Source organism: Pseudomonas argentinensis (assembly GCF_001839655.2).
Taxonomy (GTDB): Bacteria; Pseudomonadota; Gammaproteobacteria; order Pseudomonadales; family Pseudomonadaceae; genus Aquipseudomonas; species Aquipseudomonas argentinensis_B.
The window spans coordinates 3640818-3664791 of the sequence record NZ_CP056087.1; the positions used below are offsets into that span (position 1 = coordinate 3640818).

The window sequence follows — 23974 nt, forward strand, 5'->3', positions numbered from 1 at the left end:
GGCAGACCATCTGCCTGACCTCCTGGAGGTCTACGGGACATAAACAGTCAACAAGTGAGGGCAACACCCTATGAGAAGACTTAAGCGTGATCCGTTAGAAAAAGCATTTTTGCGCGGCTATCAGTACGGTATCAGTGGTAAATCCCGCGAGCTGTGTCCTTTCACTCTTCCGTCCGTGCGTCAAGCCTGGCTCAATGGCTGGCGTGAAGGCCGCGGTGACAACTGGGACGGTCTGACCGGCACTGCCGGTATTCATCGACTTAACGAACTTCGCGCTGTCGGCTAACGCCAGGGACCTACCGACTCCACCAAGCACGCTCCATCCGAGCGGCGGGCGAGAGCCCAGGGGCTCCCTCAGGGAGCCCTTTTTATTGCCCGCGATTCAGCGACGCGCTGCCGCGATGGCGTCCACCGCCTCGCGAATCAACGCCGGCCCCTTGTAGATGAAGCCCGAATAGACCTGCACCAGGCTCGCGCCTGCGGCGATCTTCTCTGCCGCATGGCGGCCCTCGGTGATGCCACCGGCCGCGATGATCGGCAACCGCCCACCCAGTTCTCCTGCCAGCACGCCAACCGTATGGGTGCTCTTGTCGCGCACCGGGGCACCGGAGAGCCCGCCGGCTTCGTTGGCGAACGCCAGGTTCTCGACGCCTTCGCGACTCAATGTGGTGTTGGTGGCGATCACCGCATCCATGCCGCTATCCAGCAGCGCCGCGGCGACCTGCACGGTCTCCTCGTCGCTCATGTCCGGGGCGATCTTGATCGCCAGCGGCACACGCCGGCCGTGGCTCAGGGCCAGTTCATTCTGGCGCTTGTGCAGGGCATCGAGCAGGTGCTTGAGCGAATCGCCGAACTGCAGGCTGCGCAGCCCCGGCGTGTTCGGCGAGCTGACGTTGACGGTGACGTAGCTGGCGTGGGCGTAGACCTTGTCCAGGCAGATCAGGTAATCGTCCACCGCCCGCTCGACCGGGGTATCGACGTTCTTGCCGATGTTGATGCCCAGCACGCCGCGGTACTTGGCTGCCTGCACGCGCGCCAGCAGGTGGTCGACGCCATGGTTGTTGAAGCCCATGCGGTTGATGATCGCCTCGGCCTCGGGCAGGCGGAACAGGCGCGGCTTGGGGTTGCCGGGCTGCGGCCGGGGGGTGACGGTGCCGATTTCCACGAAACCGAAACCCAGCTGCGCGAAACCATCGATGGCATCGCCGTTCTTGTCCAGGCCCGCGGCCAGGCCCACCGGGTTGGCGAACTGCAACCCCATGACCGTCACCGGCAGGCTGCTCGGCTGCTTGGTCAGGCGACCGGCCAGGCCCAGACGGCCAGCGGCGCCGATCAGATCGATGGACAGCTCGTGGGAAGTTTCCGGGGACAGTTTGAACAGCAGCTCGCGGGCCAGGTTGTACATGGGCAGGCTTAGCTCGGCAGTGGCGAAATCGAAAGGCGCGAATTATAGCCGGCCGAGGCTTCGACTAGCGAGGATTAGAGCCGGTTAACGGTGTCGCGAGCCAGATACGCAAGAAGCGGCAACTACAAGGCAGAAGCGGACATTGAGCTTCAAGCCGCAAGCCTCGAGCTGCAAGAACAAGAGAGAGCAATGCGGACTGCTTTTAACCTGTAGCTTGGAGCTTGCAGCTTGCGGCTGCTTCCGCCACTTAGCTGCCAAAATCGACGACATGGGCTGAAAAGGTTATCAGCAGGTTGTTAGGGTCTGTTGACGTTTCAGCACGACCGCGCCGGAGCCAGTTTTTGCGCGAGGTGCGAAGTTTGGCTGGCCAAATGAGCCACCGAGAAACGCAGCATCGCACAAAAACTGGCCCGGCCCTGCGGGTTGCGCGGGAAATCTCGCCAGGCGTCGTTGGAGGATTTGAAAAGGGAATGCCATTCCCTGCGCCCTCCGCCTAACCTGGCGAGACTTCTCGCAGCAACGCGGCTTGCGCTGAAACGTCAACAGACCCTAGGACAAGCGCCGCAAGCTCAGCAGCTCACCGGCATCGTTGAATTGCAGCTCGAAGGAACCATGGATACCGGCGTGGGTCAGAAACGGTCGGAAATGGTGGGCCGGAATGCTGACCCGGCGTCCATCGCGACTGAGCGCCTGAATGCGGTTGGCCCGCCCCTGATAGATCGCCTGCACGCGGTCTGCGGATAATGCGATATCCAGAATCAGGCTGGCCATGGAGGCTCCTTGCAAGTGAATGAACGGATTCTGCCACACTCCCGGGCGCTGCACGCGCCACGCCCAGCTATTTCGGCCACTGGCTGGACATTCTGTGCGTGGGGTCGTGCAAGTCATTGCCGGCTCTGCCACACTGCGCCTGGCACACCGACGTACGCGAGCTGCCATGAGCCTGCCTGAACAGCCCAGCCCTCTCTCCTCACGCCTGGCCGCCCTGGCTCAGCGCGTGGGCCTGCTTGCTCGTGGCTGCAGGCCCATCTTCGAACGCGCCAGCCAGTTGCAGCTGCCGTTCTCCGCCATTCCCACCTTTGGCGACAATATCTGCTGGCTTGGCGGCCCGCCCCTGCAGCGCCTCAAGGACCTGCCGCGCAGTGCCCTGTCCGGCCCGGTGCAGGAAGACAAGGCCGAAGCCCACGCCGCCCTGACCCGGCTCATCGAGGTCGAACATCGCCAGCTGCAGCAGTTCGACCTGCGCCTGGTCGACAGCCTGGTGCATTGCGACGGCAGCTACGGCAGCCTCGAGGACTATGCGGCCAGCGAAGCCTGCCGGCAGATTCGCATCATCAGCTATCGCGACTTCCTCAAGCACCTGGGCAAGGCGTTGCCGGACTATCCCCATCAGCGCCTCGAACTGTTTCACGCCCAGTGGCGCGGCGAGCGGCTGTTCTGGGCCGGCGATCGCCATCCGCAAGCCTTTGCCAGCGCAGTGGCCTACGCGCGGCTGCGCGGCCTGGAAATCACCCTGCCGGCGCACATCACCTACTACCGCATCAGCCCCGAGGGCCTGCACGATCTGGAACAGCGTTACCACGCCCTGGCGATGCCTTGCGCGGCCTGGAGCGATGCCTCTTTCATGCAGCTGCTGATGGAGCACGAGGTGCCCTATGCGCGCCTGAGCCTGCTGCGCACGCCGGGCTCGCCGGAGTTCCTGTTGCTGCCCAAACATTCGCCCCAGGCCTGCGCGCTGGGTGAAGGCCTGCTCCAGGCCGGCGCACCGGACATGCTGCGCTACGTGCGAGAACTGGGCTGACCGACAGGTTTTGTAACCACTTCGCCGAGACGCGCGCGCCGATCACGGGTCAGTCTTTGCTCCCGTCTTTGTCTGGAGCACCATCGTGCGCATTGCCCTCGCTTCTTTGCTGATTGCAGGCAGCCTGCCTGCCCTTGCTGCCGAAACACCGCGCTATGGCGCCGAGCTGCAGGGTTTCGACTACCCCCATGAAGTCAAACGCTTCAACTTCGAGTCGCAAGGCAATTCGCTGCAGATGGCCTATATGGACGTGCAGCCCGAGAAGGCCAACGGCCGCACCGTGCTGCTGATGCACGGCAAGAACTTCTGCGCGGCAACCTGGGAGGGCAGCATCAAGGCGTTGACCGCCGCGGGGTACCGCGTGGTAGCAGCGGACCAGGTCGGCTTCTGCAAATCCAGCAAGCCGGCTCACTACCAATACAGCTTCCAACAACTGGCCAGCAACACCCACGCGCTGCTCGAACAGATCGGCGTCGACAAGGTGACCGTCATGGGCCACTCCATGGGCGGCATGCTCGCCACCCGCTACGCCCTGCTCTACCCCGAACAGGTCGAGCAACTGGTGATGGTCAACCCGATCGGCCTGGAGGATTGGAAAACCCTCGGAGTGCCTTACCTGAGCGTCGATCAGTGGTACCAGCGCGAACTGAAAACCACCGCCGAGGCCAGCCGCAACTACCAGAAGAACACCTACTACGCCGGTCAGTGGCGGCCCGAGTTCGATCGCTGGGTCGACATGCAGGCAGGCATGTTCAAGGGTGACGGCAAGGAAATCGTCGCCTGGAACTCGGCGCTGACCTACGACATGGTCTACACCCAGCCGGTGGTCTACGAATTTTCCGAACTGCAGATGCCCACGCTGCTGCTGATCGGCGAGCAGGACAACACCGCCGTCGGCAAGGACGCCGCGCCCGAAGCGCTGCGCAGCAAGCTGGGCAACTACAAGGCGCTGGGCCCGGCCACGGCCAAGCGCATTCCCGATGCGACCCTGGTGACCTTCCCCGACCTGGGCCATTCGCCACAGATCCAGGAGCCCGAGCGCTTTCACAAAGCGCTGCTCGACGGCCTGCAGAAGAAACCCGCAGGCAATTGAAGCCGCGGTTCGGCATCGAGGCGGGCAGCGATGAGCGGGGCCGATAAGCCCGACCATCGCCGCCCACGCCTATACACCATGCCTGCCTGAACATCGTCACCGGTCCGATGAAACAGGCCGGGCAAAAAAACGCCGGGAGCGATTTTTGACGTCGGCTCTGCCGACGGCCCGTAGGGTGGCCGCCAGGGACGGCAGGCCACAAAAAAACGCCCCGAACCAGTCGGGGCGTTTCTGTTTCCAGCGCCTACTCAGCTCAGGCCGGCAGCACCGGCAGCTGGCTTTGCGCCAGGTCGCTCAGCTCGCGGTTGGCCACGGCGTACATGGCGTAGTCGCTGCCGGTGGCGGCACGCAGCTCGGCGAGCATGGCTTTCCAGCGGTCGGCCAGTCGGCGGTTCTGCTCCAGCCACATCTCCACCCGCGCCTCGATCGACTCCGGCCCGTTGGCCAGTTGCAGGACCGAGACGGTGATGGCGCGCTGCTGCGCGTCCAGGTCGTCGCGGAAGGCTTCGCGGGCCAGGGCCTGCCAGTTGCTTTCCACGCTCAGGCCGCTGATCTGCTGCAGATACCAGGACAGGTCCAGCGCGTCGGCCACCGCGAAGTAGGCGGCCGCCACCTCGGTCGGTTCGCGACCGGTGAGGTCCGCCGACTCGATGATCGGCAGCAGCGTATACAGGTGGCCAGTGCCGGCGACCACCCGGGACAGCAGCTCCGGTACGCCGGCTTCGACGTAGGTCTGGTAGCGCGCCATCCACTCGTCACGAGCCGGGCCTTCGAGCAACTCGTCCAGGCGCATGGCCAGTGCCTTGACCCGCGGACCGAGATGGGCGACATCACGGGCGGCATCCAGGTCATTGCGACGGCTGCGCAGATACCAGCGCGTGGCGCGGCGGCCCAGACGCATCAGCTCGTCCATCATGGTCAGCTGCAGGTCGGCCGGCACCTGGTTATCCAGGGCCTCGATCTGCCGCCACCAGAACGGCAGGTGAAATACATCCCGCACCACGACATAAGCCGCGGCAACCTGGGCTGAACCCACCCCGGTGGACTCCTTCAGACGCTGCACGAAGGTGATGCCCATGTGATTGACCAGATCGTTGGCGATCTGCGTGCTGACGATCTCGCGCTTGAGGCGGTGACGGCGCATGGCCTCGCCATACTCCTGGGCCAGGCGCGCCGGGAAGGCGGTTTCCATCTCCCGCGACAGGTACTCGTCATCGGCGATATCGGACTTGATCAGGGCTTCCTGCAGCTCGATCTTGCTGTAGGAGATCAACACCGACAGCTCGGGACGGGTAAGCCCCTGGCCCTTGGTGGCGCGCTCGTTGAGCTCTTCCTCGCTGGGCAGGAACTCCAGGGCACGGTCCAGTTTGCCGGAGGCCTCCAGCGCCGCCATCAGGCGCTTGTACTCGCCCTGGCGTTCCCGGGCACGGCGCTCGGCCAGGGACAGCGCCTGGGTCTGCTTGTAGTTGTTGCCCAGTACCAGATTGCCCACGTCCTCGGTCATCTCGGCGAGCAGCGTGTTGCGCTGCTTGCCGGTCATGTCGCCGGCGGTGACGATCTCGTTGAGCAGGATCTTGATGTTCACCTCATGGTCGGAGCAGTCCACCCCACCGGCGTTGTCGATGAAGTCGGTGTTGCTGGCCCCGCCATTGAGGCCGTACTCGACGCGGCCGAGCTGGGTCATGCCCAGGTTGCCGCCCTCACCCACCACCTTGGCACGCAGTTCGCGGCCGTCGACGCGTAGCACGTCGTTGGCCTTGTCGCCGACATCGGCATGGCTCTCGCGACTGGACTTGACGTAGGTGCCGATGCCGCCGTTCCAGATCAGATCAACGGGCGCCTTGAGCAGCGCGTTGAGCAGCTCGGTCGGCGCCAGCTTGTCGGCCTGGATATCGAAGCGCGCCTTCATCTCCGGGCTGATGGCGATGCTCTTGGCGCTGCGCAGGAAGATGCCGCCGCCCTGGGAGATCAGCGAGGCGTCGTAGTCGGCCCAGCTCGAACGCGGCAGGTCGAACAGGCGCTTGCGCTCGACGAAACTGCGCGCGGCATCCGGGTTCGGGTCGATGAAGATATGCAGGTGGTTGAAGGCAGCCACCAGTTGCAGCGACTCGGAGAGCAGCAGGCCGTTGCCGAACACGTCACCGGCCATGTCGCCGATGCCGATCACGGTGGTCAGGTCCTTCTGCACGTCGATGCCGCGCTCGCGGAAGTGACGCTGCACCGAGACCCAGCCGCCCTTGGCGGTGATGCCCATGCCCTTGTGGTCGTAACCGGCCGAACCGCCCGAGGCGAACGCATCGCCGAGCCAGAAGCCGTATTCGTTGGCAATGCCGTTGGCGATATCGGAGAAGGTCGCGGTGCCCTTGTCGGCGGCGACCACCAGATAGGGATCATCGGCGTCATGGCGCACCACGTTGGCCGGCGGCGCCACCTCGCCTTCCTTGAGGTTATCGGTGATGTCCAGCAGGCCGCTGATGAAGATGCGGTAGCAGGCGATGGCCTCGGCCTGGATCTCGTCACGGCCGCCGCCCACCGGCAGGCGCCGCGGTACGAAGCCGCCCTTGGCGCCGACCGGCACGATCACCGCGTTCTTGACCTGCTGGGCCTTGACCAGGCCGAGCACTTCGGTACGGAAGTCCTCTTCGCGGTCGGACCAGCGCAGGCCACCACGGGCGACGTTGCCGAAGCGCAGGTGCACACCTTCGACCCGCGGCGAGTAGACGAAAATCTCGAACTTCGGCACCGGCCGTGGCAGTTCGGGAATCGCGCTCGGGTTGAACTTGAAGCTGAAGTAGTTCTTCACCTCGCCCAGAGCGTCGGGCTGGTAGAAGTTGGTGCGCAGGGTCGCCTTGATCAGGTCCAGGTAGCGACGCAGGATACGGTCTTCGTTGAGCACCGCGACGTTGTCCAGGGCGCCGAGAATGGCCTGCTCGAGCTTCTGCTGCTTGTCGTTCAGGTCATCGGCACTGAGCTTGCGCGCCAGGTAGAAGCGCGTCTTGAACAGGCGCACCAGCTCGCGGGCGATATCGGCATGGTTGAGCAGCGTGTTGGCGATGTAGCCCAGGTCGAAGCCCAGACGGATCTGCTTCAGGTAGCGGGCATAGGCGCGCAGCAGCGCCACGTCACGCCAGGCCAGGCCGGCGTTCAGCACCAGGCGGTTGAAGGAGTCGTTCTCGGCGTCGCCGCGCACGATGTGCACGAAGGCGTCCTGCAGGGTGTCGTTGAGCTGCTGGATGTCGAGCTTCATGCCTTCGGGGTAGGTGAAGGCGAAATCGTGAATCCAGAATTCGCGACCGTTCTGGTGCTGCAGGCGATAAGGGAATTCACCCAGCACGCGCAGGCCGAGGTTCTCCAGCACCGGCAGCACGTCGGACAGCGCCAGCGGCGTATCGGCGTGGTACAGCTTGCAGTGCAGCTGACGCTCACCCGGCACCAATGGCTGGTAGAAGCTCATCACCAGCGGGCGTTCCTCGGAGAGGCTGCGCAGGTGCTGCATGTCCACCACTGCCGAGTGCGGCGCGAAGCGCTCGCGGTAACCGGCCGGGAAGCTTTTCGGGAAATCGCTGAGCACCCGGGTGCCCTTGGCTTCGCCGAAGTTCTCCACGGCCAGGGCGGCGTAGTCGTCGGTCCACGAGCGGCAAGCCTGGACGACTTCGCGCTCGAGTTGCTGGGGGTCGATGTCCAGCTTGTTCTTCGGGTCCACGCGCAGGATGAACTGCACACGGGCCAGCACCGACTCGGAGAAGTAGGTCCAGAACTCGCAGTCGCTGGCCTGCAGGCGGTCGACCAGCACCTGCTGGATACGCAGGCGGGTTTCGGTGGAGTAGATGTCCCGCGGCACGTAGGCCAGCGCGTAGACGAAGCGGCCGTAGGGGTCGAAGCGCAGGAACAGGCGCACCTTGTTGCGCTCCTGGATCTGCACGATCGACAGCGCCGTGCTGGCCAGTTCGTCGACCGGCGTCTGGAACAGGTCGTCGCGCGGCAGCACTTCAAGAACCTTGACCAGCTCCTTGCTCAGGTGACCCTGGGAAATGAACCCGGAGCGCTTCTCGACCTCGGCGACCTTGCGGCGGATATAGGGAATATCACGCACGCTCTCGCTGTAGGCGGTCGAGGTGTAGATGCCGAGGAAGCGGCACTCCTTGACCACCTTGCCGGTGGCATCGATTTCACGGATGGAGACGAAGTCCGGGTAGGCCGGGCGGTGCACGCGGCTTGGTTGCGCAGCCTTGGCGAACGACAGCAGGGTGGGCTCGCGCAGGTAGGCCAGCGCGTAGGGTTCGATATGCAGGTCGTCCTTGCTCAGGCCGCTGCGCAGGCGCTTGGACAGGCCCAGCAGCGCGCTTTCGTCGTACTGCAGGTGGCCGCCATCGACGGCGTCGTGAACGGTGAATTCCTCGTAGCCGAGAAAGGTGAAATGGTTGTCCTGCAGCCAGGCGAGAAACACCTTGATCTCTTCCAGCTCGGCCGGGTCGGCGCTGCCATGACCGAAGGTGCCGTCACCCAGCTTGCCCAGCAGTTCCTGGGCCTTGGCCTTCATGGGCTGGAAGTCGGCCACGCTCAGGCGTACTTCCTCGAGCACTTCGAGCAGGGTCTTCTGCAACGACTTGATCTCGACGTTGCTGGCGCAGCGGTTGATCTCCAGGAACATCAGCGACTCGCGGCTGACGCCCTCGCCCGTGCTGCCCTTGGGCAGCAGTTCGAGCAACGCGCCCTGGGCATCGCGGCGCACGCTGAGCACGCTGTTCTGCAGGGTATGGATACTGTAGCCACGACGCTTGAGTTCGATACGCACGGAGTCGACCAGGAACGGGATGTCCGGGTGCAGCACTTCGATGCCGGTATGGGTGCTCTGCCAGCCGTGCTTTTCATAATCGGGGTTGAAGATGCGAACCTGGGGCTGGGCGGGGTCGAACTGGGCCAGCAGGCGCCAGGCAGAAAGGGTGCAGCCAACGAGGTCGGAAAGTCGCCGCTGAGTCAGCTCTTCGAGGGCGATGATGCCAAAGAACTGTTCGGCGAACAGGGCCACTTGTGGCTGGTCCTGCTCGCTGACGTGCTGCGCCAGGGCCGCTTGCAGTTGATGCTGGAAGTCGGCTTTGCTGGCCGCGGTGAAGAACGCCATGCTTGTACTCCGTCTGTAGGCTTGGTAAGTGCGATTGTTGTTTCCGTACGTAGTTCAACCTTAGACCGGCTACCTGCAAACGCTACCAGATACGCAATGACGCGCCGGTCACAGGCGCCCGACGAGCTTAACGAGGCAGGGGCAGTGCACGCTTGCGGTGCAGCGACATTTTCGTTCACGCCGCCTGCACCACGGCAGACATCGTACAACTGCTTGCGCTGTAGTGGCACAGCGCCTAGAGTTTGGCGTCAATAAAAATAAAGCCAATCGGACACCGCCCATGCCACTATTCCTCTCCTGGAAGCAGAAGTTTCGCCTGCTGATCTTGATAACCCTCTCCAGCCTGGCGCTGATGACGGCCGCCTCCTTCTGGGCCAGCCAGACCCTCGGCAACGCCCTGCAGGCCAGGGAAAACGCCACGGCCTATGCCGGCGCCTCGGCCGCGCTGATGAACCAATGGCTCAAGCTGGGCGCCGAACGGCGACGCCTCACGCCCGATGACGAAACGCGCTTTCAGGACAGCCTGACCGCGCTGGCCGCGCGTTCCCGACAATACGCCGAGCGCGCCGCGGGCCTGGGTGATGATGCCGTCATCGGCAGCTCCCGGCAGATCGACGAGCTGCTGAAGGAAGATATCCGCCTGCAGCACAGCTGGCTGGAACAGTCCCACGAGCTGGGCCTGACGCCATTCGACGGACAGCGCGCCAGGCTTGCCGAGAGCGGCAAGGGCCTTGAGCGGGTGAGCATCAGCCTGATCCAGGCATCGATCGCCGAAGCCTTGAGCAACCAGCGTGACTACCTGGCCACCTTCGACGAGACCTATGCCGAGCGTGTACGCACGGCGCTGGCCGATCTGCAGACGCGCATCGTCGAACTGGAATGGCAGGACAGTCAGGTCGGCAAGGCGGTGGCCGCCTATACCGCGGATTTCGCCGCCGCGGATGCTATGATCCAGCACATCGCCACCACCGAAAAGCACCTGTTCGACCAAGGCCGGCAGATCGAGAACAGCATCGAAGCCCAAGGCGTTCATCTGCAACAGAACCTGCTGGCCAACGCCACTCGCCAGGCCGAACAGGCGCGCAGCACCGCCAACTGGGCCATGGGCCTGACCTTCGTACTGGTGTCGCTGTTCATGCTGCTCACCCTGGGCCGTGCGTCGCGCCTCCTGATGTCGCAGTTGGAGCGGGTCAACCGCCTGCTCGCCCAGGTCGCGGCGGGCAATCTCACCGTGCGGATCGACGTCGGCCACAACCACCGTGACGAATTCAATCAACTGGGCAGCGCCTCGAACCAGATGACCCAGGGCATCGCCGGGGTGATTCGCCAGGTGCTCGACGGCAACCAGCAGCTCAACCAGCTGCACAGCTACCTCAATGACGCCATGCGCCGCCTCGAGGAGAACAGCACCCAGGTGGAGATGCAGACCGAGCAGGCCGCCTCGGCTTCCCAGCAGATTTCCGCCACCGTCCACGAGATGGCCCAGCGCACCACCGACGTCGGCAACGCCACCCAGGCGGCCTACCAGTCGGCGCGCAACGGCGCCTCGGTGATCAATGCCAGCGCCGACAACATGCGCTGCCTCTCGCGGCTGATCCAGGACAGCCACGCCCAGGTCAGCGCCCTCAGCCAGTCGAGCACCCGAGTCACCAGCATCATCGACGTGATCAACGGCCTGGCCGACCAGACCAACCTGCTGGCCCTCAATGCCGCCATCGAGGCGGCCCGGGCTGGCGAGGCCGGCCGCGGCTTCTCGGTGGTCGCCGATGAAGTGCGCTCCCTGGCCCAGAAGACCGTGGCGGCGACCACCGATATCGCAGTGATCGTCAACGAACTGCGCCAGCAGACCCAGCAGATCGACCAGTTGATGAACAGCGGTCTCGACCTGGCGATGCAGGGCGAGCGCAGTTCCGCTGAAGTGGCCCAGGCCATCGACGGCATCACCGGCTCCATGGAACACCTGAGTGCGGAGATGAATCAGGTGGTAGTGGCCATCGAGCAGATTTCCTGCACCACCGAGGAGATCGCCGCCAAGGTCGAGGACATCAACCTGCACACCGGCAAGACCAAGACCCTGCGCCTGAGCCTGGACGAACACACCCGGGGCCTGTCGCGCCAGGTCGAGGCGCTCAACCACAGCGCCGGCCAGTTCCGTATCGCCTGAGCCGGTGCCGGCCGCGTACTCCGGTATGCGGCTGGCGACCGGGTCACAGACCGCATCCGGCTCGCATGGCTTAACGCCCCTGCCTTCGATTATCATGGGCGGCCCTGACGAGCGGGGTTCGTCGCTCGCGATTCGTATCTGGACAGCCCCATGGAACACAGAGACGCGCTGCTCGCTCTTCGCCACTTTCTCGCCAGCCAGATTCTCGGTCAGGAAAAGCTCATCGATCGTTTGCTGATCGCCCTGCTTGCCGACGGTCATATGCTGGTCGAAGGTGCCCCCGGCCTGGCCAAGACCAAGGCGATCAAGGAGCTGGCCGAAGGCATCGAGGCCGAGTTCCACCGCATCCAGTTCACCCCCGACCTACTGCCCGCCGACATCACCGGTACCGAGATCTATCGCCCGGAAACCGGCAGTTTCGTGTTCCAGCAGGGGCCGATCTTCCATAACCTGGTGCTCGCCGACGAGATCAACCGCGCCCCGGCCAAGGTGCAGTCGGCGCTGCTCGAAGCCATGGCCGAGCGCCAGGTGTCGGTGGGCCGCAGCACCTACGACCTGTCGCCGCTGTTCCTGGTCATGGCCACCCAGAACCCCATCGAGCAGGAAGGCACCTACCCGCTGCCCGAAGCACAGCTCGACCGTTTCCTGATGCACGTGAAGATCGGCTTCCCCGACGCCAGCGTGGAACGCAAGATTCTCGCCCAGGCCCGCGGCGAAGCGCTGCACGGCGAAACCAAGCCGGATCACCGCCTCAGCCAGCAGGCGATCTTCTCCGCCCGCAAGGAAATCCTCGGCCTCTATATGGCCGATGCGGTGGAGGAATACCTGGTGCAGCTGGTGATGGCTTCGCGCACGCCCGGCAAATTCGACGCCGAGCTGGCCGAGTGGATCGCCCACGGCTCCAGCCCGCGTGGCTCCATCGCCCTGGACCGCTGCGCACGAGCCCATGCCTGGCTGGCCGGGCGCGATTTCGTCAGCCCCGAAGACATCCAGGCGGTGCTGTTCGACGTGCTGCGCCACCGCATCATCCTGTCGTTCGAGGCCGAGGCGTCGGGCATCGACCAGGACCGTGTGGTCCAGCGCATCCTCGACGTGGTCGCGGTGGCTTGATGCTCTCGCCCGCGGATAACCCTGAGCTGCAGGCGGGCATCCGTACCGATCTCAAGCAACTGATCGACATGCGCCACCGGGTGCGCGAGGTGCAGCTGTTTTCCACGCCCGGCCGGCGCAGCCCATTGATCGGCCTGCACCACTCGAAACTGCGCGGGCGCGGTGTGGACTTCGACCAGGTGCGGGTCTACCAGCCCGGCGACGACGTGCGCACCATCGACTGGCGCGTCACCGCACGCACCCAGGAGCCGCACACCAAGCTGTTCCATGAGGAGCGCGAGCGGCCCATCTACCTGCTCGTCGAGCAGAGCCGCCAGCTGTTCTTCGGCTCCGGCCTGATGTTCAAGTCAGTGCTCGCCGCCCGCGCCGCCGGGTTGATTGGCTGGGCCGCCCTGGGCCACAACGACCGCATCGGCGGGCTGGTTTTCGGCGGCCAGGACCTCCACGAGATCAAGCCGCGGCGCAGCAAGCAGAGCCTCTTGCAATTGCTCAGCCGCCTGGCCCGCGCCAACCAGGCGTTGTCCACCGATACACCACTGCTGCGCGACAGCTTCGGCCAGGCCCTGCGCCGCGCCCGGGAAGTGCTGCGCCCTGGCAGCCTGGTGGTGATCCTCTGCGACGAACGCACCCTGGGCGACAGCAGCGAGCAGCAACTGATGCTGCTGGCCCGGCACACCGACCTGCTGCTGCTGCCGGTCTCCGATCCCTTCGACCATGCCCTGCCCGCTTCCGGGCTGCTGCGCTTCGGCGCAGGCGATGCCCAGCTGGACGTGGACACCGACGACGCCGCCCTGCAGCACCGCTACCGCGACCTGGCCCAGGCACGCCGCGCCCGCTGGCAGCGCCTGGCGCACAAGCTCGGCGTGCCGCTGCTGTCGCTGTCCACCGGGCAGGAGCTGGTCGAGCAGCTGCACGAGCACCTCGACAACCTGCGCCCGGGTAAATCGGCATGAACCCGCTGGATCAGCTCGAGCCGCTGATCGCACCCACCGCCATCGGCTGGTGGCCGCCGGCGCCCGGCTGGTGGCTGCTCGCCGTGCTGATCCCGGTCATGGGCTGGCTTGCCTGGCGCCTGCTGCCGCGGCTGCCCCGGCCGCGCCGCAGGCAGGCGGTCGAGCAGCCCCTCGACCCGTTGCGCGAAGCGGCCCTGCAGGAACTGCAGCGCCTGAGCAAACCCTACGACGGCGCCGCCGCCGGCCCCTGGCTGCAGCAGCTCAACGGCCTGCTCAAGCGCCTGTGCCGCGAGCGCTACCCGGACAGCCACAGCCATACCCTGAGCAGCCGCGCCTGGCTGGCGTTTCTCGACAACCGCTGCCCGGCCGCCGGGCTGACGCGCTGGATGATCCTCGTCGAGGGCGCCTACAAGCCGCAGTGCACGCTCGACGACAAGGCCATCGAAGGCCTGTACCAGGCCGTCGCCACCTGGATTCGCAAGCATGTTTGAGTTCGCCTGGCCATGGCTCTTCCTGCTCGCCCCCCTGCCCTGGCTGCTGCGCCTGTGGTTGCCGGCGGCCGACAGCGGCGAGGCGGCGCTGCAGGTGAGTTTTCTCGGCGAACTGGAAACCCTCTCCGGGCGCCGCGCCCGCCTGCAGCTGCCGCCCTGGAAGAAACAGGTGCACTTCGCCCTGCTCTGGTTGCTGCTGCTGATCGCCGCCGCGCGCCCCGAATGGGTCGGCGAGCCCTTGCCGCTGCCAGCCAGCGGGCGCGACCTGCTGATCGCCGTCGACGTGTCCGGCTCCATGGATTACGCCGACATGCGCCTGGAGGACGAGGAGGTCAGCCGTCTGACCCTGGTCAAGCAGCTGATCGGCGACTTCATCGATGGCCGCACCGGCGACCGCGTCGGGCTGATCCTGTTCGGCAGCCAGGCCTACCTGCAGGCGCCGCTAACCTTCGACCGGCAGACGGTGCGTACCTGGCTCGACGAAGCGGTGATCGGCATCGCCGGGCAGAACACCGCGATCGGCGACGCCATCGGCCTGGCGGTCAAGCGCCTGCGCCAGCGCCCGGCCGACAGCCGGGTGCTGGTGCTGATCACCGACGGAGCCAACAATGGCGGGCAGATCGAACCGATGACCGCCGCTCGCCTGGCCGCCGAAGAAGGCGTGACCATCTACCCCATCGGCATCGGTGCGGACCCGCAGCAGGCCGGCAACTTCGCCGCCTTCGGCCTCAACCCGAGCCTGGACCTGGATGAGCCGAGCCTGCGCGCCATCGCCGACCTCACCGGCGGCGAATACTTCCGCGCCCGCGATCAGCACGAGTTGCAGAGCATCGAAGCGACCCTCGACCGCCTCGAACCAGTCGCCCAGCAGCCGACCCTGGCACGCCCGGCCCAGGCGCTGTATGCCTGGCCGCTGGCCGCCGCCCTGCTGCTGAGCCTGGCGCTGGTGATCCGCAGCCTGTGGCCTCAGCTGCGCCAGCAGTTGGTGAACATCGGCCAGCGCCTGGGGGGCAAGAGGCCATGAGCGATTTGTTGCCCCACCTGCTGCGCCCCTGGTGGCTGCTGGCGTTGCCGGTGCTGGCCTGGCTGCTGTGGTTGCTGGCGCACCGCGAAACCCGCAGCGGCCGCTGGCAGACCTTGCTGCCATCCGCCTTTCACGCCGTGCTGTTGCGTGGTGGGCGCGGCCGCCGCAGCCGTCTGCCGCTGGTCATCCTGGCGCTGGCCTGGCTGTTGACCACCCTGGCACTGGTCGGGCCCAGCTGGCAGCGCATCGAGCAGAACGACGTCAAACCCGCAGACCCGCTGGTGGTGATGCTCGAACTGACGCCGCAGATGCTGGCCAGCGACGCCTCGCCCAACCGCCTGGCACAGGCCCGTCGCAAGCTGCTCGACCTGCTGCAGGCCCGTGGCGATGCGCAGACCGCCATCGTGGTGTACGCCGGCAGCGCCCACACCCTGGTGCCGCTGTCCGATGACCTGGGCACCAGCCGCAACCTGCTCGAAGCGCTCAAGCCGTCGATCATGCCGGAGCCCGGCAAGCGCGCCGACCTGGCGGTGGCCAGGGCCCTGGAACTGCTCAAGGGCGGCGCCCAGGGCCAGGGCCGCCTGCTGCTGATCACCAGCAGCCTGGACGACGACGAACGCAGCGCCATCGCCAGGCTGCTCGGCAGCCGCGGCGAGCGCCTGCGCATCCTCGGCGTGGGCAGCAGCGAAGGTGCGCCGATCGTGCAGGAAGACGGTACCTTCATGAAGGACGAGCAAGGCGCCATCCTCATGCCGCGTCTGGATGTCAGCGGCTTGCGGCAGTTCGCGGCGAGCGTTCGCGGCCAGTACCGCAGCATCAGCCTCGACGAGCGTGACCTGCGCAGCCTCGGCCTGCTCGACGGCCCCTCGCAGCTGCGTGACAACGGCCACAAGACGCAACTGCGCAGTTGGGCCGACCAGGGCTACTGGCTGCTGCTGCCGCTGTTGCTGCTGGCCGCCTGCGCCGGGCGCCGCGGCTGGCTGCTGTGCCTGCCGCTGGTGCTGCTCGGCACCCCGCAAACCGGCATGGCCATGAGCTTCGACGACCTCTGGTGGCGTGCCGACCAGCAGGGCCAGCGCCTGCTCGACGCGGGTCGCCCCAAGGAGGCCGCCGAGCGCTTCGAGGACCCGCACTGGCGCGGCACTGCGCTCTATGAGGCGGGCGACTATGCGGCGGCCGCCGAACAGTTCGCCAAGGACGACAGCGCGCCTTCGCTGTACAACCGCGGCAACGCCCTGGCCCGCAGCAACGAGCTGGAAGCGGCCATCGACGCCTACGAACGGGCCCTGGAAATCGACCCGCAGCTGCACCAGGCGGCCAAGAACAAGGCGCTGGTCGAGGAACTGCTGCGCCAGCGCCGACAGCGGGCCGAACAGCCGGATGGCGACGAAGATCAGCAGCCCGAAGACAAGCCTGATGGGCAGCAGCCACCCGGCCAATCCTCGGCCGCCAGCGAAGACCAGCAGCAGAGCGGCCAGGGCCAGCCATCGCCACCCCAGGAGCAGTCACCGCCAGCGGATGAACAGCCCCAACCGGGTCAAGCTGGCGAAGCCGATGACCAGGCCGAGCCGGCGCAGGCCACCCCACCGGGCAGCGAAGCACAAGAAGCCGACACGCCACTCGATGGCGAGCGGCGCCAGGCTCTGGAACAATGGTTGCGGCAGATTCCCGATGACCCGGGCGAATTGCTGCGCCGCAAATTCTGGTATGAACAGCAACAGCGTCAGGAACAAGCCCGATGACCCGCCTGCTCTGCACCCTGCTTTTCTGTTTGCTGGCATGGCAGGCCAGCGCGCAGGAGTTTACCGCCAGCGTCGACCGCAGCCGGCTGAACCTGGGCGAAAGCCTGGACCTGACCCTCGAATCGGCGGATGCCACCGAGTTCGGCAAGCCCGACCTGACCCCCCTCGACGAACTGTTCGACGTACTCGGCACGCGCCAGGTCAACCGCCTGACCACCCTCGATGGCAAGGCGCGCGCCAGCACCCGCTGGATCGTCACCCTCCGCCCGCGACACAGTGGTTATGTCGTGGTGCCGCCACTGCGCCTGGGTGACGCGCAGACCCAGCCCATCAGCCTGCACGTGGTCGAGGCCAGCAGCCAGAATGCCGACGAGCAGATGGCGCCGGTATTCATCGACGCCAGCCTGGATCATGAAAGCGTTTACGTGCAGGCGCAGAGCGTGCTGACCCTGCGCATCTACCACTCGGTATCGCTGTACGACGACAGCAGTCTGACACCGCTGGAGATCGCTGACGCGCGGGTCGAATCCCTGGGCGAACCGCGCACCTACGAGCAGGACATAGGCGGCGTGCGTCACGGTGTGATCGAGCTGCGCTATGCCATCTTCCCGCAGAAGAGCGGCCAGTTGACCATCCCCGGTCAGGTGTTCAGCGCCACCCTGGCCGACCGCAGCAGCCGCAACGGTTACGCGCCATTCGGGCCGCGCCCGGGCAAGGTCACCCGCGTGCGTTCGCCGGAGATTCCCCTGACGGTCAAGGCCAAGCCGGCGGACTACCCGGCCGACGCGCCCTGGCTGCCGGCACGCGCCCTGAGCCTGGCCGAGGCCTGGAGCCCGGAGCCGGGCCAGGTAAAGGTCGGCGACTCGCTGACCCGCAGCCTGATGCTCAAGGCCGATGGCCTGTCCAGCGCCCAGCTGCCGCCGCTGCCGGCGACCCAGGTGGAAGGCCTGCGCCGTTACCCCGATCAGCCGCAGCTGAACAACGAGGCCAGCGAGCGTGGAGTGATCGGCAGCCGCGAAGAGCGCGAGGCGCTGGTCGCCAACAAGGCCGGCACCCTGGAGTTGCCCGCCGTGGATGTGGTGTGGTGGAACACCCATGAGGATCGCCTGGAGCACACCAGCCTGCCGGCGCGCACGCTGAATGTGGCCGCTGACCCTGCGCTGAGCGTCGACCAGCCGGTGGAAACCCGCCCACGCGAAAGCAGCGCCGTAGACGTGCTGCTATGGCCTTGGCAGCTGAGCAGCGTGCTGCTCGCCCTGACCACCCTGCTCGGCTTCGGTCTGTGGTGGCATGCGCGCAGCCAGCCGGCGGTGCAGCGCAGCGCCCAGGTCGGGCCCAGCCCGCGCACCCTGCTCGACGACCTCAAGCGCGCCTGCCTGGCCAACGACAGCCAGGCAACCCGCCAGGCCCTCGACGCCTGGGCGCGCCAGCAACCGGAAACCCTGGCCGACATGGCCGCCCGCTTCGCGCCGCTGTCCGACGCCCTGGACGGCCTCAATGGCGCGCTGTACAGCGAAGCCGGTCAGCATTGGCAAGGCAAGCAGCTGTGGCAGGCCATCGGCGAACTGCCGGCGGCGGAAAAAACCCAGGACAGCGGCCAAGACAGCGGCCAGTTGCCACCGCTCTACCCGCGCTGAAGGGAGCCACCATGGACGCTCGCCCCGCCTCGCCCATCCCCAGCTTCTGGCGCGACGCCGCCCTGCCCTTTATCGAGCTGCGCTCCATCGAAGACGGCAGAAAGGTCTGCTACGGGCGGCACAGCCATGCGTTCTTCTCGATCGGCGCGATCACCGGCGGTCAGAGCACCTACAGCAACCGCGAGGTGGATCGCCAGGTGAGCCAGGGCACAGTGGTGCTGATGAACCCTGGCGACGTGCACGCCTGCAACCCCATCGACGGCGAGCCCTGGTCGTACCTGATGTGCTACGTCGACCCGCAGTGGCTGGGCGAACTGCAGCACGCCCAGGACTTTACCGACACACCCACGTTCCAGCGCTTCGCCTCCATCGCCAGCAACGATGCAGAGCTGTATCAGGGCCTGCTGGCATTGCGGCGCAGCCTACTCGATCCAGCGGCCAGCACCGCCGAGAAGCGCGCCCAAGCCGAGACCTTCTTCGGCCTGGCGCTGCAGCGGCTGGTGCTCGAGGGCGAGCGTGACGACAGCCTGAATCCGCGCCTGGAACTGGCCGCCGAGCTGATCGAGCAACACTGCGGCGAGCCGCTACGTCTCGATACCCTGTGCGAAGCGGCGCAATTGTCTCCGTCGCAATTGATCCGGGGCTTCAAACAACGCTACGGCCTGACGCCCCACGCCTACCTGCTCAACCGCCGCATCCAGTTCGCCCACGCCCGCCTGAAAAGCGGCGCGGCCCTGGCCGAAGTCGCCCAGGAAGCCGGCTTCGCCGACCAGGCGCACTTCCAACGCACCTTCAAACAACTCCTCGCCGCCACGCCCGGCCAATATCGCGGCTAGCCAGATCCGACGCTGTAGCTCGTAGGGCGAACCGGGGCGCCGGCCGCTGGTAGCGAAGCGAACAGTCCCCCAACTGATGCCGATCATCAAACCATGGCAACGGCGTACTGCTTCGCGAGTACGCCGTGCTGTTCGCGATCTCGTGGGAGGGGCTTTAGCCCCGAGCTCTTTTGTTTGCCTTGATAAAAACTCGCGGCTAAAGCCGCTCCCACGCAATCACTGAGCCTGCAGGGCAGACTCAGGAGCGCCAGCGAACAGCCCGCCGGTCCATGCCGGGTTCGTTACGCCCCTCGACCAGCCGTTCAAGGCGTACTGCTTCGCAAGTACGCCTAGTGCTGTTTCGCGGTCTCGTGGGAGGGGCTTTAGCCCCGAGCTCTTTGTTTGCCTTGATAAAAACTCGCGGCTAAAGCCACTCCCACGAATCGCTGAGCGGCCGCTTCTGCCTTGTATTTGCCGCTTTATGGACATAAAAATCGTGGACAGCCTCAACCAGGTTTACGCCAGCACCAGCTCGTAGGGCGGACTCAGGAGCGAAGCGAACAGTCCGCCAATTCATGCCGATCCTGATACCACCGCAACGGCGTACTGCTTCGCGAGTACGCCCTACCGCCCTGGTGTTTGTCGGCTTACGCCAACACCAGATACCCCGCACTGGCCACCAACAACCCCGCCAGCACCCGATTGAACACCCGCACCCGCCGCGGCGCCTGCAGATACGGCTGCAAGCAGGCGCCGGCGACAGCCCAGCAAGCCAACGACAGATAACAGACCACGCAATAGATCGCCGCGAACAGCCACACCCGCCCCGCATCGCCATCAGCCGCAAAGGCACCAGTGCCGGCAATCACTGCCAACCACGCCTTGGGGTTAAGCCACTGCATCAGTGCGCCGCCAGCAAAAGACGCAACCGCCTCGCCTTCAGCGCTGTGCAACGCGCCGTTATCGACCGCCAAGCGCCAGGCCAGATAAAGCAGAAAGGCCACGCCAGCCCACTGGATCGCCGTCGTCAGCCAGGGCAACAGCACCAGCAACTGATGCAGCCCCAGGCCAATCAAAACCAGCAGTAACGTAAAGCCCAGCGTCGCCCCGGCGACATGCCTCATGGCCACCCACAGGCCATGGCGGGCACCCGCGCTCAGCGACACCAGGTTGACCGGCCCAGGAGAAATGGAAGCGGCCAGCGCAAACGCCGCCATGGACAGATACAGACTCATCATCACGCCTACCTCACTGCTGATCGAGTGAGGCACGTTACGTAGCGCGCGAGCGGACGTATTGAAGAAAATTTGCACCCTCTGAAATGAAAATCGCGGCTAGGCTGCAGTTTCTCATTTGCTAATAACTATAATAGCTCGGCATAACGTCTGGGTAATGGGCGGGCCTTAATCCCTCCCAATGGGCGAAGCTAACGAGTTGAACCAATTGCTATCCGCTATTTACACTATTACTTTAAGTACGAACAGAAATTTTCCATAAATGCTCTAGCGCGCCATCGTAGAACTGGCAGAGCGCCTGAATACTTGCAGTGTGCTCTTTAATTCCACCTATGTGTTTTATTGCCTCGCGTAGAAATGCCTGTCGTGCACCGAACGAGGGATGAGATTCAGACTCGTCCTCCTCAAAATGCTCGTCTCGGATACCTGAGAGAAGGCTACGGTAGCGCTCAGACAACACCATTGCAGAAAAGAAAAGGTCAAGGCCTATAAATGAAAGTGCAGAATCATAACCTTTGCGAGACATCGCCTGAAGTGTAAGCACGCAGCCCCACAAATCGGCTTCGAATTCTTGCTGATGAGATTTATATATCTCTGCCTCGGAAAGCATCCGCATTGAGCGCCAAGCTGCGTCACCTAAGTGACCAGCATTAAAGTGACCAAACTCATGGCCAACAACCATTAATTCCATTCCTTGCCGGAGAAGCTCGGAATAAGAAATATAACCTTTTGGTAGAGGATACGGCTCAGCCTCATTTGGACGACCCAATACTACATAGGCGTGCAGCACATCAAAAAAACGCTCTGCACATTTGTTTGTATTATTCTCGATCTGCACCTTGACTTTATCGAGATCACTCGAGAGCTGAATTTCAGATGAATCTGAATTTATGATGGGGAGGCAGAGCGCAAAAGCTTTAGAAAAGAGATGGCAGTACAGGAAAAGCTGAGAGTCAAATAGTAAGAATGTCGACTAGAACACTTCAGGTTCGCCGCACAGGCATTTACTTGGCCGGTTGGAATAGTGCTCGAGTGCGGAAACTGCTCGTATTCAAGTTTAAAGTCCTGGGCGGACTGTTCAATTTCTGCAATCAAGTCAGAAAGAATTGAGTGCTGTGATATCGAGTCGAAACGTGTAGGTAGGATGACCTCATCTCTTTGCATTTCACTAAGAAATTTATCTAACTCCTCTTTTGGGTAGTAGCTGGAAAAAACCTCCTGTATTTTCCATGCAAAAAAACCTTTTTCACGCTCCAATTCAACTTTCCATAGATCATTAAGCTTCCCAAACTCACCGCGCGCGATGCTTTCTTCTAAGCACTTGAAGTCTGTCGGATCTGTATGAGATATTCATAGTGGCTAACTTTTTTTAAGGGCCAGTTTAGCCTGTCCTGTGGAGCGGGCAATAGGGACAGACGACGATTTACCGATAAATTAATCGTGATCTGTCCCCTTATTGTTCTCCGGTCATTATGGCTAAAGTTTGGTTATGGGGCGGGCTCTAGCCCGTCCCAGTGAGCGAAGCGAGCGATTTGAACCAGTTGTTATGAGTCAAACCCGAGATTTGATAGTGTTTCAGAGCTCACATTTAGCATGCTGTGAACTAAATTGTTTCCATGCACTTCCATTGCCAAGTGATCATCCGGGTCCCATTGCCCATAAGTCTCTTTGGCATGGTCAAGTTCCAATTGGCTTTTATCTAAAAATGACTGAAACTCTTTGCGATGCTTTTTTCTTAGATATGGTGAGATTTTGTAGCTATTGGCATGAAGGGATTTTACAAGCTCGATAACATTATTCTCTGTATTGCCCCATGAGTCAGACATGGAAAAGGAGTCTGCATAAGTGCTACTAAGCTCATGATGAGCAAGGAACTTAATCTTGGATATGGATTCTATTAATAGTTCTGTTGCGGAGATTTCTTTCTCCCAGCGCCATTGCTTTCGCTTCAAACACATGGGAAGTATAAAGCCTGATAATGCAGCGCCAGTGATTGTGCCTAGCAGAGGAAGCAAAAGTAGCAATATTGAGTTATTCATTTTTTGCTCGACAATAAAGCAATTTAATAATTATTTATATATTATATTTGGGCTCGGCAGTATGCTTTGACTCATAACGCCGTACTCAACGGCAGTTTGTAAGTTGTGATTTTGCGGATTACTTTTGCCTAGCAAAAACCACAAAACCACAACTTACACACTGTCCAGCGCACGTAGTACGTGGGTTGCAGCACCTTGTTATATTGCAGTGTAGTTTATGTAGCGCATTACAAATGAAACCAATAAGCACAGGAAACCCAAACCTGCCAAAGGCCCCTTTTCTGTGCTTGTTAGAAACTTTGTAATTGCTTTAAAAACACCACCCATACCCAGAGGAACTAGCAATGGGAAGATTATATTCATTAGAGCTAGAAAACCGCCTGATACAAGAAACAGATAAAGAAGCCCTGTTACTAGTGCAACCTCCGGGCGCGATGAACCATCAAATGAAGCACCAAATTTAAGAACCAAATACGCCAGGCCAAATGCAAGAAAAGACAGAAGGATTCGAGGAATATTTACCTTTAGAAACTCCAGTGATTGGTTAATATCTTTATCGACGTTACTCTGAACACCACTAAAATATTTACCTAAAACCCCGTCCATGTAGGCTCTCCAAGTTTTGGGAGTAAAGTAGTCCCACCCCATCATTACAGCTGCAGCAACCTGAAAGTACAAAATTGTTAATTCTTGGAATGGCACTATTTATCCTCTTGAAGCATAACGTTTGGTTAAGGGGCGGGCTTTAGCCCGTGCCAGTGAGCGAAGTGAACGGTTTGAACCACTGGTTAGGTGCTGGAGTCAGCAGATAATACCGCTTCATACGCTCCGCTTTCAGGATTAAAAGCAACAAAACCGTTTACTCCTTTTTGAATCCACAATTTGCCGCAGGACTGACACTCGTAAGCTACAGCAGAGTTACTCAATAATTTGCTTCCGATAATGTCGTAGCAGGCCTCGGCTGCTTTCGGGCTCCATGGCGTATTTCCGTACCGCTCATTCAAATGTGCCTCTAGGCTTCCAGCTTTCGCTGCAGTCAATAGGAGGTTCATTTCTTGCGCTAAATCATCAATAAAGCGATCTTCCTGCTGATCTTTTATAAGCGAAGCTTTATAGGGTAGTGAATCCGTTTGATCTCGGATTATGTTGCCGCATGTGCATGCGAGCTTACTCATGAAGCACCTAACAGTGATTAGACAGAATTCTGCGTTAACGCAATAGTAAAGCGCTCTGTATAAGCGCACCCTACCCGTATTCGCAAAAATCAAACTCCATGTCAATCAGCAGCTTACCCACCTATAGAGCGGCCCCACCTGTATTCGCCTGAATCCCGCATTTTCATG

General features: G+C 62.7%; 20 protein-coding genes. 11 read left to right on the forward strand and 9 right to left on the reverse strand.

What is annotated here, in order from left to right; all coding sequences use genetic code 11:
- The first annotated feature begins 70 nt into the window (after window positions 1–70).
- Complete coding sequence (gene rmf / locus SA190iCDA_RS16320) at window positions 71–286, forward strand: ribosome modulation factor (RefSeq protein ID WP_073268316.1); 216 nt, start codon at window positions 71–73, stop codon at window positions 284–286.
- A gap of 96 nt (window positions 287–382) precedes the next feature.
- Here rmf and SA190iCDA_RS16325 read toward each other — a convergent pair whose 3' ends face one another.
- Window positions 383–1405, reverse strand: coding sequence for a quinone-dependent dihydroorotate dehydrogenase (locus SA190iCDA_RS16325; RefSeq protein ID WP_070886423.1), 1023 nt, complete (start codon window positions 1403–1405; stop codon window positions 383–385).
- 549 nt (window positions 1406–1954) lie between these two features.
- On the reverse strand, window positions 1955–2176 hold the full coding sequence (locus SA190iCDA_RS16330; RefSeq protein ID WP_070886424.1) for a DUF2835 domain-containing protein: 222 nt from the start codon (window positions 2174–2176) through the stop codon (window positions 1955–1957).
- A 166-nt stretch (window positions 2177–2342) separates the two neighbouring features.
- On the opposite strand from SA190iCDA_RS16330, the gene SA190iCDA_RS16335 reads away from it, so the two are divergent.
- Together SA190iCDA_RS16335 and SA190iCDA_RS16340 are read left to right on the forward strand one after the other, a co-directional pair.
- Window positions 2343–3206: a DUF6685 family protein gene (locus tag SA190iCDA_RS16335; RefSeq protein WP_070886425.1), complete on the forward strand. Its 864-nt coding sequence runs from the start codon at window positions 2343–2345 to the stop codon at window positions 3204–3206.
- Between the two features lie 85 nt (window positions 3207–3291).
- Window positions 3292–4299, forward strand: a complete 1008-nt coding sequence (locus tag SA190iCDA_RS16340; protein WP_419203820.1) for an alpha/beta fold hydrolase — start codon at window positions 3292–3294, stop codon at window positions 4297–4299.
- Window positions 4300–4552: 253 nt separating this feature from the next.
- On the opposite strand, the gene SA190iCDA_RS16345 is transcribed toward SA190iCDA_RS16340, so the two are convergent.
- Entirely contained in the window at window positions 4553–9421 is a 4869-nt protein-coding gene (locus tag SA190iCDA_RS16345; RefSeq protein WP_070886427.1) for an NAD-glutamate dehydrogenase, read from the reverse strand.
- 280 nt (window positions 9422–9701) lie between these two features.
- Between SA190iCDA_RS16345 and SA190iCDA_RS16350 the strand changes: the two genes are divergently transcribed.
- From SA190iCDA_RS16350 to SA190iCDA_RS16385, 8 genes are all read left to right on the forward strand, one after another.
- On the forward strand, window positions 9702–11585 hold the full coding sequence (locus tag SA190iCDA_RS16350) for a methyl-accepting chemotaxis protein (RefSeq protein ID WP_070886428.1): 1884 nt from the start codon (window positions 9702–9704) through the stop codon (window positions 11583–11585).
- 150 nt (window positions 11586–11735) lie between these two features.
- Window positions 11736–12695 (forward strand): AAA family ATPase, encoded by a 960-nt coding sequence (locus SA190iCDA_RS16355; RefSeq protein WP_013790950.1) that lies wholly within the window; start codon window positions 11736–11738, stop codon window positions 12693–12695.
- Entirely contained in the window at window positions 12695–13648 is a 954-nt protein-coding gene (locus SA190iCDA_RS16360; RefSeq protein ID WP_070886429.1) for a DUF58 domain-containing protein, read from the forward strand. Before SA190iCDA_RS16355 ends, SA190iCDA_RS16360 begins: the two co-directional genes overlap by 1 nt.
- Window positions 13645–14139, forward strand: coding sequence for a DUF4381 domain-containing protein (locus tag SA190iCDA_RS16365; protein ID WP_070886430.1), 495 nt, complete (start codon window positions 13645–13647; stop codon window positions 14137–14139). Before SA190iCDA_RS16360 ends, SA190iCDA_RS16365 begins: the two co-directional genes overlap by 4 nt.
- Window positions 14132–15163, forward strand: coding sequence for a vWA domain-containing protein (locus tag SA190iCDA_RS16370; RefSeq protein ID WP_070886431.1), 1032 nt, complete (start codon window positions 14132–14134; stop codon window positions 15161–15163). Before SA190iCDA_RS16365 ends, SA190iCDA_RS16370 begins: the two co-directional genes overlap by 8 nt.
- A complete protein-coding gene (locus SA190iCDA_RS16375; RefSeq protein WP_070886432.1) occupies window positions 15160–16905 on the forward strand; it encodes a VWA domain-containing protein in 1746 nt (581 codons plus the stop codon). Before SA190iCDA_RS16370 ends, SA190iCDA_RS16375 begins: the two co-directional genes overlap by 4 nt.
- On the forward strand, window positions 16902–18542 hold the full coding sequence (locus tag SA190iCDA_RS16380; RefSeq protein ID WP_070886433.1) for a BatD family protein: 1641 nt from the start codon (window positions 16902–16904) through the stop codon (window positions 18540–18542). Before SA190iCDA_RS16375 ends, SA190iCDA_RS16380 begins: the two co-directional genes overlap by 4 nt.
- Window positions 18543–18553: 11 nt before the next feature.
- Window positions 18554–19378, forward strand: coding sequence for an AraC family transcriptional regulator (locus SA190iCDA_RS16385; RefSeq protein WP_070886434.1), 825 nt, complete (start codon window positions 18554–18556; stop codon window positions 19376–19378).
- A gap of 626 nt (window positions 19379–20004) precedes the next feature.
- On the opposite strand, the gene SA190iCDA_RS16390 is transcribed toward SA190iCDA_RS16385, so the two are convergent.
- The 6 genes from SA190iCDA_RS16390 to SA190iCDA_RS16415 all read right to left on the reverse strand — a co-directional run bounded on the left by SA190iCDA_RS16390 (window position 20005) and on the right by SA190iCDA_RS16415 (window position 23806).
- On the reverse strand, window positions 20005–20592 hold the full coding sequence (locus SA190iCDA_RS16390) for a LysE family translocator (protein ID WP_070886579.1): 588 nt from the start codon (window positions 20590–20592) through the stop codon (window positions 20005–20007).
- A gap of 235 nt (window positions 20593–20827) precedes the next feature.
- Complete coding sequence (locus tag SA190iCDA_RS16395) at window positions 20828–21430, reverse strand: hypothetical protein (protein WP_139159507.1); 603 nt, start codon at window positions 21428–21430, stop codon at window positions 20828–20830.
- 50 nt (window positions 21431–21480) lie between these two features.
- The gene (locus SA190iCDA_RS16400; RefSeq protein WP_139159508.1) at window positions 21481–21849 is read right to left on the reverse strand and encodes a hypothetical protein; all 369 of its coding nucleotides are present in this window, start codon (window positions 21847–21849) and stop codon (window positions 21481–21483) included.
- Between the two features lie 287 nt (window positions 21850–22136).
- Entirely contained in the window at window positions 22137–22631 is a 495-nt protein-coding gene (locus tag SA190iCDA_RS16405; protein ID WP_139159509.1) for a hypothetical protein, read from the reverse strand.
- Between the two features lie 198 nt (window positions 22632–22829).
- Entirely contained in the window at window positions 22830–23333 is a 504-nt protein-coding gene (locus SA190iCDA_RS16410; RefSeq protein WP_139159510.1) for a hypothetical protein, read from the reverse strand.
- 86 nt (window positions 23334–23419) lie between these two features.
- The gene (locus SA190iCDA_RS16415; RefSeq protein WP_139159511.1) at window positions 23420–23806 is read right to left on the reverse strand and encodes a hypothetical protein; all 387 of its coding nucleotides are present in this window, start codon (window positions 23804–23806) and stop codon (window positions 23420–23422) included.
- Window positions 23807–23974 lie beyond the last annotated feature (168 nt).

Coding starts and splice junctions, on each gene's coding strand:
- rmf (WP_073268316.1), top strand. CDS start 71: ATGAGAAGACTTAAGCGTGATCCGTTAGAAAAAGCATTTTTGCGCGGC.
- SA190iCDA_RS16325 (WP_070886423.1), bottom strand. CDS start 1,405: ATGTACAACCTGGCCCGCGAGCTGCTGTTCAAACTGTCCCCGGAAACT.
- SA190iCDA_RS16330 (WP_070886424.1), bottom strand. CDS start 2,176: ATGGCCAGCCTGATTCTGGATATCGCATTATCCGCAGACCGCGTGCAG.
- SA190iCDA_RS16335 (WP_070886425.1), top strand. CDS start 2,343: ATGAGCCTGCCTGAACAGCCCAGCCCTCTCTCCTCACGCCTGGCCGCC.
- SA190iCDA_RS16345 (WP_070886427.1), bottom strand. CDS start 9,421: ATGGCGTTCTTCACCGCGGCCAGCAAAGCCGACTTCCAGCATCAACTG.
- SA190iCDA_RS16350 (WP_070886428.1), top strand. CDS start 9,702: ATGCCACTATTCCTCTCCTGGAAGCAGAAGTTTCGCCTGCTGATCTTG.
- SA190iCDA_RS16355 (WP_013790950.1), top strand. CDS start 11,736: ATGGAACACAGAGACGCGCTGCTCGCTCTTCGCCACTTTCTCGCCAGC.
- SA190iCDA_RS16360 (WP_070886429.1), top strand. CDS start 12,695: ATGCTCTCGCCCGCGGATAACCCTGAGCTGCAGGCGGGCATCCGTACC.
- SA190iCDA_RS16365 (WP_070886430.1), top strand. CDS start 13,645: ATGAACCCGCTGGATCAGCTCGAGCCGCTGATCGCACCCACCGCCATC.
- SA190iCDA_RS16370 (WP_070886431.1), top strand. CDS start 14,132: ATGTTTGAGTTCGCCTGGCCATGGCTCTTCCTGCTCGCCCCCCTGCCC.
- SA190iCDA_RS16375 (WP_070886432.1), top strand. CDS start 15,160: ATGAGCGATTTGTTGCCCCACCTGCTGCGCCCCTGGTGGCTGCTGGCG.
- SA190iCDA_RS16380 (WP_070886433.1), top strand. CDS start 16,902: ATGACCCGCCTGCTCTGCACCCTGCTTTTCTGTTTGCTGGCATGGCAG.
- SA190iCDA_RS16385 (WP_070886434.1), top strand. CDS start 18,554: ATGGACGCTCGCCCCGCCTCGCCCATCCCCAGCTTCTGGCGCGACGCC.
- SA190iCDA_RS16390 (WP_070886579.1), bottom strand. CDS start 20,592: ATGAGTCTGTATCTGTCCATGGCGGCGTTTGCGCTGGCCGCTTCCATT.
- SA190iCDA_RS16405 (WP_139159509.1), bottom strand. CDS start 22,631: ATGAATAACTCAATATTGCTACTTTTGCTTCCTCTGCTAGGCACAATC.
- SA190iCDA_RS16415 (WP_139159511.1), bottom strand. CDS start 23,806: ATGAGTAAGCTCGCATGCACATGCGGCAACATAATCCGAGATCAAACG.